The organism is Peribacillus psychrosaccharolyticus ATCC 23296, from assembly GCF_000305495.1.
GTDB classification, from domain to species: Bacteria; Bacillota; Bacilli; order Bacillales; family DSM-1321; genus Peribacillus; species Peribacillus psychrosaccharolyticus.
The window spans coordinates 1-15,873 of record NZ_AJTN02000220.1 but is presented as its reverse complement, the minus strand read 5'-3'; the positions used below and the strand labels follow the sequence as shown (position 1 = coordinate 15,873).

Below are 15,873 nucleotides of genomic sequence, written 5' to 3'. Positions count from 1 at the left end.
GAACTCCTTCAAAAAAACTTGTATTGTTAGCTAAATAAATTTATAGAATATAAGGATTATTATGAACAAATTTGATATATTAATAAAAGCGGGGGTGACAAGACAGAAGTAAACTTTATTAGTAACATCACTAGATACATTAGAGGGGGAAATAATTTTATTAAATAAAGTTACATAATCATATTATGGTAAACTAGATAATCTTACTATTACAAAAATGAGTGGAGGGACTCGTTATGTCGAAAACAAATATGTGGAGTTTTAAATTATCTACGGCTTCCATTGTTTTGATACCGGCTGCAGTCGGTATTAATTATATAGGAAAGTTATTTGCAGGCGTTCTCAAACTGCCTTTGTGGCTTGATTCCATTGGAACAATCTTAGCAGCGATGCTGGCTGGACCGATCGTTGGAGCACTTTGTGGGTTGATTAATAATATTATCTACGGGCTGACTTTAGATCCTGTCTCATTTGTGTACGCATTAACAAGCGTAGGAATCGGGATTGCTGCTGGCGTTATGGCGTATAAAGGGTGGATTCGGAATATAGGCATGGCTGTTTTAATGGGGCTTGTTATTAGTCTCGTCGCTGCCGTCATATCAACACCCATCAATATCATCTATTGGGGAGGACAGACAGGGAATGTTTGGGGAGATGCACTATTTGCCACACTGATTGCGAATGATTTTCCGCTTTGGCTGGCATCCTCCCTTGATGAATTAGTGGTGGATATACCTGATAAAATAGCCGTAGTTGTGATTTCGTTTTTACTATACAAAGGGCTGCCGAACAGTCTTGATCAACTATTTAAAAATGAGAAAAATCGTGTAGAACAGCTGTAAGAAAGCAGGTGTTTGGTTATAAAAGCATTAAGTTTGTATCAAGATCGTACCTCACTGGTACATACAATTGATCCAATTACGAAGTTGGTCTTTATACTTTTTTCGTTAAGTTTTCCTTTGATTCTCCAAAACATTTATTGGTCTGTCGGTATCTTGATTTTTTGTATATTGCTGCTATTACTAGGAAAAGTATTTAAACAAACACTGCCCATTTTAGGACTAAGCTTTATACTGCTGCTTTCTATTTTGGTTATCCAAGGATTATATTCACCAAAAAATGAAACCCTTTTCTTTTCTGTTGGTTTTATACGGTTTTATGAAGAAGGTTTGCTTGTTGCAGTCCGTATTATTCTGAGGGTTACGACCCTGCTTTGCTCGGTTTGTATACTCGTACTGACTACGAAGCCATCTGATTTAATCCAGAGTCTCATGAAAAAAGGATTACCTGCTAAAATAGGCTACGTACTGAACTCGGTTATGCAAATTATCCCTGAAATGCGTTCGACTATGGCTACTATTTCAGATGCTCAACGGTCACGGGGAATAGAAACGGAAGGGAAACTGATTACAAGAATTAAAGCGTTTTTCCCTTTGCTTGGACCGGTCATTATGAATGCTCTTGTTAGTACCCGCGAGCGTTCAATGGCACTTGAAGTTCGCGGCTTTAATTCCACTGCAAAAAAAAGTTATTTAGTTGAGCCAACCTTTTCTAGGATTGGGTTTCCTCTGCAGATTGTGATGATGGTTGTGCTTGCTGGGGCAATAGGGTGGAGGATTTTCCAATGAGTATAATTAGCGTTCGTCATTTAAACTATCGTTACCCATTAAAGAAAGAACTGACTTTAGTAGATCTTTCGTTTGCTATTAATAAAGGAGAATTCATTGGGATTGTTGGGCAGAATCTTGCTGGTAAATCAACGCTTTGCCAAGCATTAATTGGTTTAGTTCCACACTTTCATAAAGGGGCCTATGGCGGGATTGTCGAAATTAATGGGATAAATGTACAGGAATCTGATGTAAATACAATCAGTGAAAAAGCAGGGATTGTTTTTCAAAATCCGTTCACACAAATTTCTGGATCTAAACTAACCGTCTATGAAGAAATTGCATTTGGTTTAGAGAACCTTGGCATTCCACAGAAAGAAATGAAAATGCGAATTGATCAAGCTTTAAAACTGCTTGATATCTATGAATGTAGAAATCAAAACCCATTTGAATTATCGGGCGGACAGATGCAGCGGATGGCTATTGCAAGTATTATTACAATGAGACCTGAGGTAATTATCCTGGATGAACCTACGTCACAATTGGACCCAAAAGGGACAGAGGAAGTTTTCCGTGCTATCAATGCTCTTAGCAAAGAGGGTATGACCGTCATTATGGTTGAACACAAAATCGAAAGTATCGCTAAATATGCTGATCGGATTATGTTAATGGCGAATGGAGGTATTATTGACTTTGATAGCCCGCAAAAGGTGTTTTCCCGCGCTGACATTCTAGACTACGGTGTACCTCCACCAGTGTATACGCAAATTTGCAGACAGCTTGGAATAAGGAATAAAAACACTGGGCTCTACCCAATTACACTCGAAGAAGCCTATGAATGGATGGTGTCGACAGAATGACATCAATTACCGTCAAGTCACTTTCTTTTTATTATAAAAAAGAAGACCCTATATTAACAGACATTTCGCTAACCTTTGATCAGCGGACTACAGCCATTATTGGTCAAAATGGAGCGGGCAAAACTACCCTAGTCAAATTGTTGAAAGGTCTATTGAAGCCGGCTTCAGGGGAAATATGGATAAATGACCAGGATACAAGAGTTGTTTCGGTTGCTAAACTAGCGGGTTATATTGGACTTGTCTTTCAGAATCCGAATGACCAGATCTTTAAAAGTAAGGTTATAGATGAGGTGATGTTTGGACCGCTGAATGTTGGACAACCAAAGGAAGAAGCGATAACAAATAGTATGAATGCCCTACTAATGGTCGGAATGGAAGATAAGAAAGACGATCACCCCTATGATCTCAGTTTATCCGAACGAAAGTTAATTAGTATCGCGTCAATCATTGCTATGAATACAGATATTGTTATTTTTGATGAGCCGACCATTGCGCAGGATTATGCTGGAAAAGAAACCATCAAACGCGTCATCCATGACCTTCAAAAAAAGGGTAAGTGGGTTATTACGATTATCCATGATATGGATTTCGTTGCTGAGACATTTGCACGTACAATTGTACTGGCTAATGGGAAAATATTGCTAGATGGTACCACCCGTGAAATCTTTTTACAAAAAGATGTTTTGGTGCAAGCTGGTTTAAATCTCCCCCATGTTACCCAACTAGGTTATTTATTAGAAAAAAACAAAACCGTTCTAACGATAGATGAATTTATTAAAGATTCAAAGTTATAAAGAAATTTAATTAATAGTTTTCCAAAATCCGCCCCCCTTAAAATCCGTTTTAAGGGGCTTGTTTTTTGTTACTAGGGGAATAAGTCGCGGAATCGATATATTAGGATAGAGACTACCCTGATGGCTTCAAATAAAGTTGGGTGAAAATCCCTTCCATTCTACGTATAAATTACCGATTTGAGCACAATTCAAGAAAAAACGTGCGCTGAAATGCCTGTTTAAAGCACGGTTTTTTTAGTTTAAGGTATTTCCTTTCTGAATCACTTCTAAATCTTAAAGGACCTTTAAAACGCGTTACAGACTATATGGCTATAACTCTATTCATTTCAATATATATTATTGGAAAATTATGAATGTAACAAAGTACCTTTATTGATACATTCGAAATCCCGTTAAATCAACGTTTTTGGAGGGGTCATAAATTAAAAAACTTGCATTAAAATCTACATAGACTGTACAATAAAAAGAGGGAAAGGGGATTGTCACTACCATGGGGATAACGTCGCCTAAAATAAGAAATGTCCAGCCGATCCGCAGACTGGATCAGATAGAAAAAATGAAAAAAGCATTATTGAAATATTGTAGTTATCGAGATTACATGATGTTTTCTATCGGAATAAATATTGGGTTACGGATAGGAGATCTTTTGCAGCTTCGCGTAAACGATATTCTTGGTGGAACACATATTGTTATTATTGAGCAAAAGACAGAAAAGACAAAAAGGTTCCTCGTTAATCCACAATTGCGAAAAGAAGTCCGCCGATACACAAAACACGCTAAACTTTCAGCTTCTGACTATTTATTTCCAAGCAGAAAGGGAGCAGGGCCAATAACACGTGTGCAAGCTTATCGGATTTTGAATAAAGCCGCTGAAATGGCAGGTGTTCAAGATGTGGGCACCCATACATTACGAAAGACCTTTGGCTATCTTCATTATCAAAAATTTAAGGATTTAGCCCTGTTACAGCAAATCTTGAATCACTCTAACCCAAAAGATACAATGATTTACATAGGCTTGACACAAGATTTAATGGACGAAACGCTGATGGATTTCTATTTTTGATCTATTCAGACTTGTTTTTTTTAGATAGAAAATCTAATAAGAGCTTATTTCGCAATAATACTTCAATATAGGGTATAATAGAAAATTGGATATCATAAGGAGGAGTACATACCATGGGAATTCATAAAATTACACCGGACGAAGAAAGTAAACTTCCGATTTTCGGCAGTCATGAAGAAGCTAAAGAGTACTTTACCACTCAATATGCGGATGCCTTTCTTCATAAAAAAACAACTGAGCTTGGCGGAGTGGCTATCTACAAGTATATTTTAATTGTCGATCAAGAAGCCTATAAAATCGGGCAGGAAAAGTTAGCTCGATTTGAAATGATGAATGGTCCTGAATTCATGAATAGCTTCCAGTCGATTCAGATTACGGAAGACGGCGAAGTAGAAATCGGGTTATAAAATTAATCAATTACTATGTGAAACAGCCTTCGAATTATTATATTAATATATATAATTCCGAGTGGTTCACCTGATCATTCAGCGTTGCTATACTCGTAAACAAAAACCGTCCAAGAATAATTGGACGGTTTTTGCTTTCTTATGTTTCTTTTATAGCCCCGCTTACTGGATACAAATCTAGATTAATTTCTAGTTCCTGACCGAGGGCAAGTTTTGCGAGTTGTGAACCAATATAAGGTCCCATTGTAAGTCCTGAAGCTCCGAGACCATTAGCAAAAATGATTCCTTCCCAGCCTGGTACTGCACCAATAACCGGGAGAAACCCTGGTGTATAAGGACGGAAACCGACCCTGGCCTCTACGAAAGTACTGTTCCCTAATCCGGGAGCTGTATCTAAAGCCTTCTGGAATACCTCATTAAGACCGACGGCGGTGACTCGATTATCAAGTTGTTCTGTATTTTCATGTGTTGCTCCAGCGACAATTCGTTGTTCGTCAAAAGCAAGCAGGTACTGATCACTTTGAGGCATAACGACAGGCCACTTACTTGTATCATGATTGGGAATTTCCAGGTGGATAATTTGTGCTTTTTGAAAAGATACTTGCATCTCGACTCCAAGAGGCTTAAGTAATGAGTTGGCCCATGCCCCCGCACAGACTATAACAGAATCAGACAGGTATTCTTCTTCCTCAACCTGAACACCAATGACTGTTGCCCCTTCATAACGCAGAACTGCATCTCCATAAAGAAGCACAGCGCCGTTTTTTTGTGCTGCGCGCAGGAGAGCGTCTCGTAAGGCACGTCCGTCAACTCGGGCAGCTCCGCCAATAAATAAGGCTTCGTACCCTTCATTCAGTGGCGGAAAGGCTTTGCGTGTTTGTTCTGGAGTTAAAGGAAGTAATTCGCCGATTTCTGGTGCATCCTCTTTCCGTTTAAGCGCCCGTTTTTCCATAGCTTTTAGTTTTTGTTGATCCGTATGTAAGCTAATGGCTCCAACTTTGGCATATCCGGTATTTGTTTCACCATCTTGTTTTAGATTTTCAATAAGACTAGGGTAAAAACGAGCTCCTGACTTTGCAAGCTGATACCATGCTTGGTTACGGCGTTGTGATACCCAGGGGCAGACGATACCAGCTGCTGCAGCTGTCGCTTGTCCTTTATCTCTTCGGTCTACTATAATCACTTCAGCGCCAGATTTTGCAAGCTGATAGGCTGTAGAAGCTCCTAGGATCCCTGCGCCGACAATAATAACTTTTTTCATTTTTACATACATCCTTTTTCTGTCGTCATTGAGTACTCTAACTAGTTTCTCACAAAAAGCTTTTTCAGGAAAGCATTCAGCTGGTTTTATCAAGCGTCGGAATGCGGTATAATAGGGAGAAGTTGTACATACCTAGGAGGAACTGGAACATGTTGCGTAACCAAATGATTGACTATGTAAAGAAAGAACTAACGGTAAATACCCTTGACGTCTATAAAGAAGAAAAAGAGTATATAGAAAAAACAAACTAGTAGACAATGACATCCAATTGAAGGTAAAGGATGCAGCATTACGATTCTCTGATGCTTATATTGAGCGAAGTGATAAAGAATCAGAGGAGTTATTAGCGGAAGAAAGTAATGACTTTCTCAAACAGCCCCTTGATTATTTAAAAACACATAAAAATGAGTTTATCTATTTAGAATCAAAATGGTTTGAGCTAATTAACGTAGAGACCATTTCTTTAGAAGTCGATGATGTTTTCGGAACATATGACGTCATGCTTGGTTTAAAACTGCAAAAAAAATTCGGACCTGTTATTAAAACGTATGTAAATAGTGCACTAAATGGTGAGTCTGTGAAATACAATTTACTGTTCAGTGGTGACGAAGGTGTTTGGAATTTCAATTTTCCACTAAACCATGTAGAAGGTTTTCATGAAGATCTATCGATTGGCGAAGCCTTTCAATTAATTTACTCGTTCTTATTTACACTTGCTGAAGCGGCGGAAGAAGGTAAGTAATAGAGATAATCAGGACCCATATCGAAATGATATGGGCTTTTTTATTGTGGAAATAATAAATTTTTATAATTTTCAATTATTTTGAAGGGATATTCCAAATAAAGGAGAATACAGGACTTTAGAATGTCAAGAATAGGGGGGCTTTTTAATCAGGATAATCATTTTTGTTTGTACTCATAATGTAAGCGCTTTATAAGTTGGGTTTTTTCGTTCATTCTTTATCAATTGAAGGAGGATTATGCAATGACTGTTGAAACGAAAGTAACTGAATTTGCAAATTATATTAATGGAGAATGGGTGCCAGCTTCCAATGGGGAGACCTTTGACATTGTGAATCCTGCCAATGGTCAGATTGCCGCAAAGGCTGCCAAATCCTCACTAATAGAAGTTGAGCAAGTAGTAAAATCTGCACGTGAAACATACGAATCAGGGGTTTGGTCGAATAAGTCTGTTGTCGAACGTTCTCAAGTCCTGCTTCGTTTTGCTGCCAAAATACAGGAACACGCCAATGAAATAATCTATTTAGAAGGCATAAGTTCTGGAGGCACGATAAGGAAGCTTGCTGGAGCAGATATCATGCAGCTTGCTATGACACTTAAAGATACAGCTGATTACGCCTTGAAATATGAATTTGTTGAGCCTTTACCTGTTGTTGATTATGTGGGAGCCAGCAGAAGTGAAATCGTTCGAGAGCCACTGGGTGTTGTCGCCGCTATTACGCCGTGGAATTTCCCATTGATTCTAGCAATGTGGAAAATTGCTCCTGCTTTAGCAATGGGTAATTCAATTATTGTTAAGCCTGCCACCAATACACCGCTTGGAACTTTGAAGTTGGCGGAACTAGCAATAGAAGCGGGTTTGCCGCCTGGTGTGTTCAATGTGATAACAGGACCCGGCGGAGTGGTTGGAGAGGCATTGGTTACGCATCCGCAAGTAGATAAAGTAGCTTTTACCGGTTCAACCGAGGTCGGTAAAAAAATTATGAGCTTAGCTGCTGGAACAATCAAAAAAGTGACCCTTGAGTTAGGAGGCAAGTCTCCATCGATTGTACTTCCGGATGTGGATTTTGAAACAGCGATTCCTGGTATTTTATTCGGAGTATTCTTCCATTCAGGTCAGGTATGTGAATCTGGAACGCGGCTTCTCGTTCATGACTCCATTTATGAAGAAGTGGTTGAAAAACTGGCAGCAGCAAGTTCAAAAATTAAGCTTGGTAATCCGATGGATCCTGCCACGGGTATGGGGCCGGTAGTATCTAAGCATCAAATGGAAACCATTTTATCGTATATTAAATCGGGTCTAGATGAAGGTGCACGATTAGTCTGCGGAGGGAAACGAGCTTCTGGAGAGAATCTGGATGAAGGCTACTTTATTGAACCGACGATCTTTGCAGATGTAACGAATGACATGAAAATTGCCCAAGAAGAGATTTTTGGTCCAGTCTTATCCGTCATCAAATACTCTACTGAAGAAGAAGCGATTGCCATAGCCAATGATACCATCTATGGATTAGCAGCAGGGGTTTGGTCTAAAGATATTACGAAAGCCAATCAAATTGCGGGCAAGTTGAAAGCGGGTACTGTCTGGATTAATGACTGGCATGCTTTCCGAAATGACGCCCCATTTGGCGGTTATAAGCAAAGCGGTACGGGCCGTGAATTAGGGAAAAGAATGTTTGATGAGTATACGGAAACAAAACATATTCATACATCTCTAGCTAGTGAAATAGGTCAACGTAAAAGTTTCGGTTTGATCTTTTAATAAGAAGTAAGGACAGTTACTGAATAAAAAAAGTTGATATAGGTGGAGGAGATCTGATGAAAGTAACATCTTATTATGAATATTACCAACATACAATTATAAAAAGTGGTTCAGGTACTCGTATTTTACTTCCGGATGTTATTAAAGAATTAGGAGGCACACGACCTGTTCTTTATTCAGACAAAGGGTTAACAAATGCCGGCATCACACAAACAATAATTGATTTATTCGAAAGAGTACCAGGTATTCAACTGGCAGGTGTGTTTGATAATATCGAACAAGATGCAAAATCCAGCTATATTAATGAGGCCATTTCCTTTTATAAAGAAAGAAATGGCGATTGCCTTATTTCATTAGGCGGCGGAAGTGTAATGGATACCGTAAAAGGCGTTAAATGGGCCATCCATCATAAAGTTAGTGATATTAGTCTCGCAGTCATGGGGACAATAGCCGAAGGAAGGGATTCTCTGCCATTTGCTACGCCGCATGTTGCCATTCCTACTACTGCGGGTACTGGTTCAGAGGTTTCTCCAGGTGCAGTTATTCTTAATGAAAGATTAGGGGTTAAATGTAATATTTTTAATCCATATATTAGTGCCGACTATGCAATATTGGACCCGGATTTAACACTCGGTCTGCCGCCGAAAATCACTGCCTTCACCGGGATGGACGCCCTCACACATGGGATTGAAGGATATTTTTCAAATAAATCAAATGCCATGACAGATGCTTTGGCACTTCAATCAATTAGATTGGTCATAGATAATCTAAAAACGGCCGTTCATGAAGGGAAAAACTTAGCAGCCCGTTCGAATATGCTGCAAGCAAGTTCTATGGCGATCTTAAGTTTTTGCCTGGCTGTTGATGCGGTACCAGTGCATAACCTTGCTCATAGTTTTGGGGCAAAGTATAATATTCCGCACGGACTGGCCAATGCCGTTTTATTACCGAATGTTATGACGCATCTCCCAGAACTTTATCTGGATAAGATCCAAGGATTAGCGGAGGCCTTACGGGTTGATGATGCGTCATCTGATTCAAAAACGTGTCTAAAACAATGTATTGAGAAAATCATCTCACTCAGAGAAGATATTAACCTGCCGGAAGATTTCACTGAATATAAGATAGACCCTGAAGATATCCCAGGGTTAATTCCATTAGTACAAGCTGATCCGATTGCAATGCTTTATAAAGTACGTGAAGATGTTATTACGAAAGTATCAAAAGAGGTCATTATTGGAACGAAGGTAAAAGTGATTTAATATAAGTGGCATGTTTGATTTTTTCAAACATGCCTTTTACAGTTGTTTATACACAAACTCTCTGCAATTATTAAATTGATGCTTTTTATAAAACTCTTTAGCATCAGTATTTTCAAACCAGTAATCTAGTTCAATTAACTCGATATCATTCTTCTTTGCAATCGTATATACCTCATCCATAAGAAGTGTGCCATACCCCTTTTTCTTTTGGTCCGCTCTTAATCCTATCTGATGTACATATACCGACTGATAACTCGATCTAAACGCATTTTCTGGATAAAAGATTATTTCTATCCATACGTAGCCAATTGCTTCTTGATGATCCTCTAATAGAAGAAAAATAAACTGATCATTGTCTATTAAATATTTAAAGGTTTCTCTAACTTCTGGATAATTATATTTTTTGAAGTGCTTAGGATAAAGTGCGGCATGCAAGGAGTGAACATGCCGATTTAGTTTTGCAATGATTTCATAATTCTTCGTTGGCCTAATATGCACAGTTCTCACCGCCTATTCACTATTCTATGCTGACAGAATGGTATGTGTTTCTCTATGTAAACACAAAAAAGGAGCTGAACTCAGCTCCTCTTTTGTTGATTATTCGCCTAACTCCACGTTGTGGTAGACTTGCTGTACATCTTCTAAATCTTCTAATGCTTCAATCATTTTTTCAAATTGTTCTTGTGCGTCTTCTGAGAGAGCTAAATCATTTTGGGCAACCATTGTTAATTCAGCAACCGTGAACTCAGTAATACCTGCATCCTTGAATGCTTGTTGTACAGTATGGAATTGATCAGGCTCAGCATAAACAATGACGCTTTCGTCTTCTTCAATGATATCGCGAACATCAACATCCGCTTCCATTAATAGCTCAAGAACATCATCTGCAGATTTTCCTTCAATACCAATTACGGCAGTAGCATCAAACATATAAGCAACCGAGCCGCTTACACCCATGTTGCCGCCATTTTTACCAAATGCCGCACGAACATCTGATGCTGTACGATTAACGTTATTAGTCAAAGCATCAACAATGACCATAGAACCATTCGGCCCGAAACCTTCGTAACGCAGCTCATCATAATTTTCTTCTGAACCGCCTTTTGCTTTTTCGATGGCACGGTCAATAATTACTCTAGGTACATTATATGTTTTTGCCCGTTCAAGAACGACACGTAAGGCCTGATTTGATTCGGGATCAGGTTCACCTTGCTTCGCTACCACATAAATTTCCCGTCCGAATTTCGCATAAATACGACTTGTATTTGCATCCTTCGAAGCTTTCTTCTCTTTAATATTGTTCCACTTACGACCCATATTTTCTCACTCTCTTTCGACTTTTTAAAATACGATTCACAATAAGTCCAGTTCAGTCACATATTGAAAAGACCATTCGCAACCATTATACCTTATTTATTGCGAGATTAATAATCATTAAGCAGAACCGCTTTTGACAATTTTATAATTGGGTAACATACAAGCTGTTGATTTTTGAGTTATAGGCAGACAAAGTTCTAAAGCTTTATTCTTTTATCTCACAATTGATTGTATTAAAATGGTATAAATACAAAATAAGGGATAATAGGGAGGATATATGGCTAAAACAAAATGGGGCATTATGGGTACGGGATGGATTGCAGAGAAATTTGCAGCTGATTTAAAACAGGTAAATACGGCGGAGTTAGCGGCTGTTGGTTCAAGAACAAGCGAAAATGCTCAAAAGTTTGCAGCTGAACATGCTATTCCACGAAGTTATGGCAGTTATCAAGAATTGGTTCTTGATTCTGATGTTGATGTCATTTATGTGGCAACACCACATCCTTTTCATAAAGAAAATGTGTTAACTAGTTTGCGTGCGGGGAAAGCGGTATTGTGTGAAAAACCATTCACTGTTCATTCTTCAGAACTAGAGGAACTAATCCAGTATGCCAGGGAGAATAAACTCTTTCTTATGGAGGCGATGTGGACACGCTTTTTACCGTCTATTCAAAAGGTCAGACAATGGCTTTCAGAAGGAAAAATCGGTGAAGTTCAACTGTTAAAAGCAGATTTTGGTTTTCGTATAGATTGGGATCCAGCCAATCGACTGCTTAATCCTAACTTAGGAGGCGGCGCGCTGTTAGATGCTGGGATTTATCCTATATCGTTTGCTTCTATGGTACTTGGCACTAAACCCGATAAGATAACTAGTACAGCTTACATTGGTTCAACAGGTGTTGATGAACAATTCTCCGTCTTGCTATCGTATCCTAATGGAAAAACAGCCTCACTTAACGGAGCCGTTCGTCTAAATCTTAACAATGATGCTTATATCTATGGAACAGAAGGCTCGATTTACATTCCTAATTTTCTGATGGCAAAAACAGCCTCGTTATTCCGGGACAATCAGGTAGTCGAAACATATACGGATGAACGCAGTACAGATGGTTATTCGTTCGAAGCTGAAGAAGTCAGCAGATGTATACAGGAAGGGATGACGGAAAGTTCGATAATGCCGCTTGATGAATCACTAGGCATTATGAAAATCATCGATGAAATTCGTACGCAATGGGAGCTTCGTTATCCGTTCGAGTGATAAAAAGGTTGGCAGAGGAAACGGCGGCAGACATGAAGTATGCCACTGTTTTCTCTGTTTTTCATTAAAACGATAGAAAGATGCAGACTTTTATTATGTTAGCATAAGGAATAGAGTATAATAAGAAAGATAAGAAAAATTTTTCTTAGTAAATAGCGGATTGTAATAGCAGGTTTATTATAACAGTAAACATGATCTTTACATAAGACAGAAGGAGAATGACTATATTGACTAACAAACAATCAATTGGACTACCAGAAAATTATGAAGAACTAAAAAAATCAGCCGGCAGAAAATCTGATTGGCGTGAACGGTTAGATGCTGTTGAAGAACTGGGGCAGTCTAAAAACACTCAAACCATCGATATTTTAGTACGCCTTATGAACGATGACGCTGTATATAAAGTACAAGAAGCGGCTTACCGTCAACTAAAGGGTCTAGGGTTAACGGATGGGATTAAACCACCAACACGTAAGCAAGGAGATCTAATTAAAGGCACGTCAAAAACTTTGCTAAGAATTAAAAAAAGCTTACCAAAAGATCATTCGTATAATGACTTTAAAGAGAAGTTAAAAAATATGCGTTTAGACATCTATGATACGTACGAAGGTGAAAAGGGAGCAGATTTTGATAAATGGCTTGAGAGTACATGGGAGTCATTAAATAAAAAGTAAATCGGTAAATAAAAAGGAGCAAATTTTTGCTCCTTTTTATTATGGGTAAAAACGATTTACTTTTTGGCTTGTTCTCTTGAAAGTTGTTTTTGTTTACTATTTCTCTTCTGTTTTAAATAGGTTAAATATGTTTCATAGTCACTTACGTCGACTGGATTTTTTAAATTTCCTTTTTTGGCATTCATAATGGTTCGTTCGGTTTCTCTAATTCGTTCTTCTAAGGTTTCAAGTGTAGCCATTTTCTCACTTCCATTCCTTTTCTAGTATATCATGTTTAGTCTCGTTTCAAGAATACCATTCAAATATACATAACTATATTATGGTTAACTAGAATAAAAACCTATTCAAACTCCATCCTAATTGTCTATCCGTCCATCGAGATTAAAAAAATAACTACCTACATAGTATCTCAGATACATTTTCTTTAATACGGAACATAAAATGAATAATACAAGTTTGTAAATAAGTAAAATTCAGGGGGATAAAATGGTTCAATTCTATGACATTCTTGAAGAACTTCATCTTTCTTCTACTGAATGTGTATTGGCCACCATTATACATGTGAAAGGCTCTGCCTACATGGGTGTGGGTACTTCTATGCTCATTAAACAAGATGGAACATATATAGGCATCCTAAGCGGAGGCTGTCTGGAAGAAGATGTTATTCTTCGCTCAAGGAGAGTGTTTGAAAGCAAAAAATCAGAAACCCTTGTTTACATGGGAACTGATCTAGAATGGGGAGTAGAGTCAGGTTGTCACGGAACATTATATATCTTACTTGAGTTTGTTGAGGAAAATTTGAAAAGAAAACTACTGGATGTGCGGAATCAGCTTAGTCAAGGAAACGTAATGATCCAACAAAGAAGGCTAAATAAGAATTGGGAATTAGTTGCAAGTGATTTGTTCAAAGAGGAACATTTCAGAAAATCAATCCATGAATCGATAAGGGATCATTATATCTATACGCAACGAATTACGCCAAAACCTAGATTAGTTATTTTTGGTGCAGGAGTAGATGTTCAGCCAGTTGTCAGCTTGGCTGCTCAGGCTGGATTTTCGGTAACGGTTTGTGATTGGCGGCCAGCACTGTGTAATGAAGAGTCAATACCTGGAGTGGATCAATATTTTATTGGTTTTCCAAACGATGTTGGACAGAGACTTTTCTTCAAAAAAGAGGATTATGTGATTATCATGACACATAACCTTCAACGAGATCGAGAAGTACTAGCTCTCGTAATGAACAAACCACTATGTTATATAGGCATCCTAGGTTCTAAAAAACGGGCAGAACTTCTTTTTGATACCGAAATTCCAAATCGTATTCATGTCCCCATTGGTCTCAACATAAGCGCTAAGGGACCCTATGAAATTGCTGTAAGCATTGTAGCTGAATTAATCCATGTTAGAAATGGGCAGCGGCCAATTTAATGAAAATAACGGGGATTTATCTGGCCGCAGGCAGCAGTACACGTATGGGAACAAACAAGCTAGCTTTGAAATTAGGGAATAAAGCATTGGGGAATTGGGGTTTGGAAAAAGCACTCGACTCAAGACTTCAAGAAGTTATTTTACTCTCTACGGCTGTAAATTCGTTTGAACTATCTGGCCAATGCACAAAAAAATTTACCCATATAGAAGTAAACTCCCTAAATCCTAGTCAATCACTCTCCCTAAAAACGGGGATAGAATACGCAAATACAGCAGATGCAGTCGTCATTTTACTTGCTGATCAACCTTTTATTACTACAAATATGATTAATGATCTCATCGATTTATTCATAAAAAATCCTTCCTGTTCCTTTGTTGCTTCAAGCTTTCAAGGGTGTATTCAGCCACCTATCCTTATTGCTAAAAAACTCTTTCCAGATATATTGTTGATCCAGGGAGACCGTGGTGCAAAACACATCCTCAGGAAGAGTTTGAATAAAGGAATCCTTGCACCCTTTTATGAGGAAAAACTATTTGTAGACATCGATCAAAAGAAAGATTATCTATTTTGGAAAACCCAAATAGAGGGGAATAGGTAATAAAAGAAGGAGCGAGAAAGGAGGATTTATGGATACCATCGGTAAAAGTGTCATTCGAAAAGATGCTTATGAGAAGGTTACCGGCCAAGCGATTTACACTGGGGACATTCAATCAGCGAACATTCTTCATGTGAAAAAAGTAATAAGTCCCTATGGGCATGCACTTATTAAAAAGATTGACATAAGTGGTGCTGAAAAATCCCCTGGCGTACGCGCGATTATTACAGGCGGCAATTTACCCTTAACAGGAGAAGAGATTAAAGACCGATACCCGATCGCTCATGAAAGAGTCCGCTATCATGGAGAAGTAGTTGCACTTATTGTCGCAGATACACCCAAACAGGCACAATTCGCAGCGGATATTATTCAAGTTTGGTATGAACCATTACCCGTTATTCATACACCTGCTCAAGCTTTAGATCCCAAGTCTCCAATTCTCCACAAACAACTAGCTGACTATGAAAAAATTGCTGAAGTATATCCAGAGCCAGGGACTAATATTGCAAACCGCACCAAAATCCGTAAAGGCAACAAAGACCAAGGTTGGCTGGAAAGTGAAGTAAAGATGGAAGAAACCTTTTCATTTTCCCCTTCTGATCATGCTGCTATGGAGACAAGATGTTCACTAGCGGAAATTCATGCGGATGGAAAAGTCATTCTCCATTCATCATCTCAAGCACCATTCATGATTAAACGTTTGCTGGCTGATTACTTTACTCTAGATATCGGAAAGATTATTGTAAACACACCGCTCGTTGGCGGGGGATATGGTGGAAAAGCGGCCGTACAGCTTGAATTATTAGCATATATCGCTTCTAAGGCTGTCAATGGCAGACTCGT

18 protein-coding genes are annotated in these 15,873 nt (G+C 38.5%); 14 read left to right on the top strand and 4 right to left on the bottom strand.

Annotated elements, in window-relative coordinates:
* The first annotated feature begins 236 nt into the window (after positions 1–236).
* The 6 genes from WYK_RS16300 to WYK_RS16275 all read left to right on the top strand — a co-directional run bounded on the left by WYK_RS16300 (position 237) and on the right by WYK_RS16275 (position 4,731).
* A complete protein-coding gene (locus tag WYK_RS16300; RefSeq protein ID WP_040375535.1) occupies positions 237–842 on the top strand; it encodes an ECF transporter S component in 606 nt (201 codons plus the stop codon).
* Positions 843–854: 12 nt separating this feature from the next.
* The gene (locus tag WYK_RS16295; protein WP_235782537.1) at positions 855–1,628 is read left to right on the top strand and encodes an energy-coupling factor transporter transmembrane component T family protein; all 774 of its coding nucleotides are present in this window, start codon (positions 855–857) and stop codon (positions 1,626–1,628) included.
* The gene (locus WYK_RS16290; protein WP_040375534.1) at positions 1,625–2,467 is read left to right on the top strand and encodes an energy-coupling factor ABC transporter ATP-binding protein; all 843 of its coding nucleotides are present in this window, start codon (positions 1,625–1,627) and stop codon (positions 2,465–2,467) included. Before WYK_RS16295 ends, WYK_RS16290 begins: the two co-directional genes overlap by 4 nt.
* Positions 2,446–3,261, top strand: a complete 816-nt coding sequence (locus tag WYK_RS16285; protein WP_235782536.1) for an energy-coupling factor ABC transporter ATP-binding protein — start codon at positions 2,446–2,448, stop codon at positions 3,259–3,261. Before WYK_RS16290 ends, WYK_RS16285 begins: the two co-directional genes overlap by 22 nt.
* A gap of 490 nt (positions 3,262–3,751) precedes the next feature.
* A complete protein-coding gene (locus WYK_RS16280) occupies positions 3,752–4,324 on the top strand; it encodes a site-specific integrase (protein ID WP_040375533.1) in 573 nt (190 codons plus the stop codon).
* 113 nt (positions 4,325–4,437) lie between these two features.
* Entirely contained in the window at positions 4,438–4,731 is a 294-nt protein-coding gene (locus WYK_RS16275) for a hypothetical protein (protein ID WP_040375532.1), read from the top strand.
* A 139-nt stretch (positions 4,732–4,870) separates the two neighbouring features.
* On the opposite strand, the gene WYK_RS16270 is transcribed toward WYK_RS16275, so the two are convergent.
* Positions 4,871–6,085, bottom strand: a complete 1,215-nt coding sequence (locus WYK_RS16270) for an NAD(P)/FAD-dependent oxidoreductase (protein WP_326238959.1) — start codon at positions 6,083–6,085, stop codon at positions 4,871–4,873.
* Between the two features lie 175 nt (positions 6,086–6,260).
* On the opposite strand from WYK_RS16270, the gene WYK_RS16265 reads away from it, so the two are divergent.
* The 3 genes from WYK_RS16265 to WYK_RS16255 all read left to right on the top strand — a co-directional run bounded on the left by WYK_RS16265 (position 6,261) and on the right by WYK_RS16255 (position 9,757).
* Positions 6,261–6,734 (top strand): branched-chain amino acid aminotransferase, encoded by a 474-nt coding sequence (locus WYK_RS16265; protein ID WP_235782535.1) that lies wholly within the window; start codon positions 6,261–6,263, stop codon positions 6,732–6,734.
* A 243-nt stretch (positions 6,735–6,977) separates the two neighbouring features.
* Complete coding sequence (locus WYK_RS16260) at positions 6,978–8,495, top strand: aldehyde dehydrogenase family protein (protein ID WP_040375530.1); 1,518 nt, start codon at positions 6,978–6,980, stop codon at positions 8,493–8,495.
* Positions 8,496–8,551: 56 nt separating this feature from the next.
* Entirely contained in the window at positions 8,552–9,757 is a 1,206-nt protein-coding gene (locus WYK_RS16255; protein WP_040375529.1) for an iron-containing alcohol dehydrogenase, read from the top strand.
* 36 nt (positions 9,758–9,793) lie between these two features.
* On the opposite strand, the gene WYK_RS16250 is transcribed toward WYK_RS16255, so the two are convergent.
* Positions 9,794–10,255, bottom strand: a complete 462-nt coding sequence (locus WYK_RS16250; protein WP_040375528.1) for a GNAT family N-acetyltransferase — start codon at positions 10,253–10,255, stop codon at positions 9,794–9,796.
* Between the two features lie 99 nt (positions 10,256–10,354).
* Positions 10,355–11,074, bottom strand: a complete 720-nt coding sequence (locus WYK_RS16245) for a YebC/PmpR family DNA-binding transcriptional regulator (protein ID WP_040375527.1) — start codon at positions 11,072–11,074, stop codon at positions 10,355–10,357.
* A 277-nt stretch (positions 11,075–11,351) separates the two neighbouring features.
* Here WYK_RS16245 and WYK_RS16240 point away from each other — a divergent pair, with 277 nt between their 5' ends.
* Together WYK_RS16240 and WYK_RS16235 are read left to right on the top strand one after the other, a co-directional pair.
* A complete protein-coding gene (locus WYK_RS16240) occupies positions 11,352–12,332 on the top strand; it encodes a Gfo/Idh/MocA family protein (RefSeq protein ID WP_040375526.1) in 981 nt (326 codons plus the stop codon).
* 218 nt (positions 12,333–12,550) lie between these two features.
* Positions 12,551–13,006 (top strand): HEAT repeat domain-containing protein, encoded by a 456-nt coding sequence (locus WYK_RS16235; RefSeq protein ID WP_174391518.1) that lies wholly within the window; start codon positions 12,551–12,553, stop codon positions 13,004–13,006.
* A gap of 56 nt (positions 13,007–13,062) precedes the next feature.
* Here WYK_RS16235 and WYK_RS16230 read toward each other — a convergent pair whose 3' ends face one another.
* The gene (locus tag WYK_RS16230; protein ID WP_040375524.1) at positions 13,063–13,245 is read right to left on the bottom strand and encodes a hypothetical protein; all 183 of its coding nucleotides are present in this window, start codon (positions 13,243–13,245) and stop codon (positions 13,063–13,065) included.
* A 247-nt stretch (positions 13,246–13,492) separates the two neighbouring features.
* Between WYK_RS16230 and WYK_RS16225 the strand changes: the two genes are divergently transcribed.
* The 3 genes from WYK_RS16225 to WYK_RS16215 form a co-directional block, all read left to right on the top strand.
* Positions 13,493–14,434 (top strand): XdhC family protein, encoded by a 942-nt coding sequence (locus WYK_RS16225; protein WP_040375523.1) that lies wholly within the window; start codon positions 13,493–13,495, stop codon positions 14,432–14,434.
* A complete protein-coding gene (locus tag WYK_RS16220; protein WP_051387595.1) occupies positions 14,434–15,033 on the top strand; it encodes a nucleotidyltransferase family protein in 600 nt (199 codons plus the stop codon). The genes WYK_RS16225 and WYK_RS16220 overlap by 1 nt, the downstream gene beginning before the upstream one ends.
* A 28-nt stretch (positions 15,034–15,061) precedes the next feature.
* Positions 15,062–15,873 (top strand): xanthine dehydrogenase family protein molybdopterin-binding subunit (locus WYK_RS16215; protein ID WP_040375522.1); only part of this gene is annotated, 812 nt, incomplete at its 3' end.

Coding starts and splice junctions, on each gene's coding strand:
- WYK_RS16285 (WP_235782536.1), top strand. CDS start 2,446: ATGGATGGTGTCGACAGAATGACATCAATTACCGTCAAGTCACTTTCT.
- WYK_RS16245 (WP_040375527.1), bottom strand. CDS start 11,074: ATGGGTCGTAAGTGGAACAATATTAAAGAGAAGAAAGCTTCGAAGGAT.
- WYK_RS16230 (WP_040375524.1), bottom strand. CDS start 13,245: ATGGCTACACTTGAAACCTTAGAAGAACGAATTAGAGAAACCGAACGA.
- WYK_RS16220 (WP_051387595.1), top strand. CDS start 14,434: ATGAAAATAACGGGGATTTATCTGGCCGCAGGCAGCAGTACACGTATG.
- WYK_RS16275 (WP_040375532.1), top strand. CDS start 4,438: ATGGGAATTCATAAAATTACACCGGACGAAGAAAGTAAACTTCCGATT.
- WYK_RS16290 (WP_040375534.1), top strand. CDS start 1,625: ATGAGTATAATTAGCGTTCGTCATTTAAACTATCGTTACCCATTAAAG.
- WYK_RS16235 (WP_174391518.1), top strand. CDS start 12,551: ATGACTATATTGACTAACAAACAATCAATTGGACTACCAGAAAATTAT.
- WYK_RS16300 (WP_040375535.1), top strand. CDS start 237: ATGTCGAAAACAAATATGTGGAGTTTTAAATTATCTACGGCTTCCATT.
- WYK_RS16240 (WP_040375526.1), top strand. CDS start 11,352: ATGGCTAAAACAAAATGGGGCATTATGGGTACGGGATGGATTGCAGAG.
- WYK_RS16260 (WP_040375530.1), top strand. CDS start 6,978: ATGACTGTTGAAACGAAAGTAACTGAATTTGCAAATTATATTAATGGA.
- WYK_RS16280 (WP_040375533.1), top strand. CDS start 3,752: ATGGGGATAACGTCGCCTAAAATAAGAAATGTCCAGCCGATCCGCAGA.
- WYK_RS16255 (WP_040375529.1), top strand. CDS start 8,552: ATGAAAGTAACATCTTATTATGAATATTACCAACATACAATTATAAAA.
- WYK_RS16225 (WP_040375523.1), top strand. CDS start 13,493: ATGGTTCAATTCTATGACATTCTTGAAGAACTTCATCTTTCTTCTACT.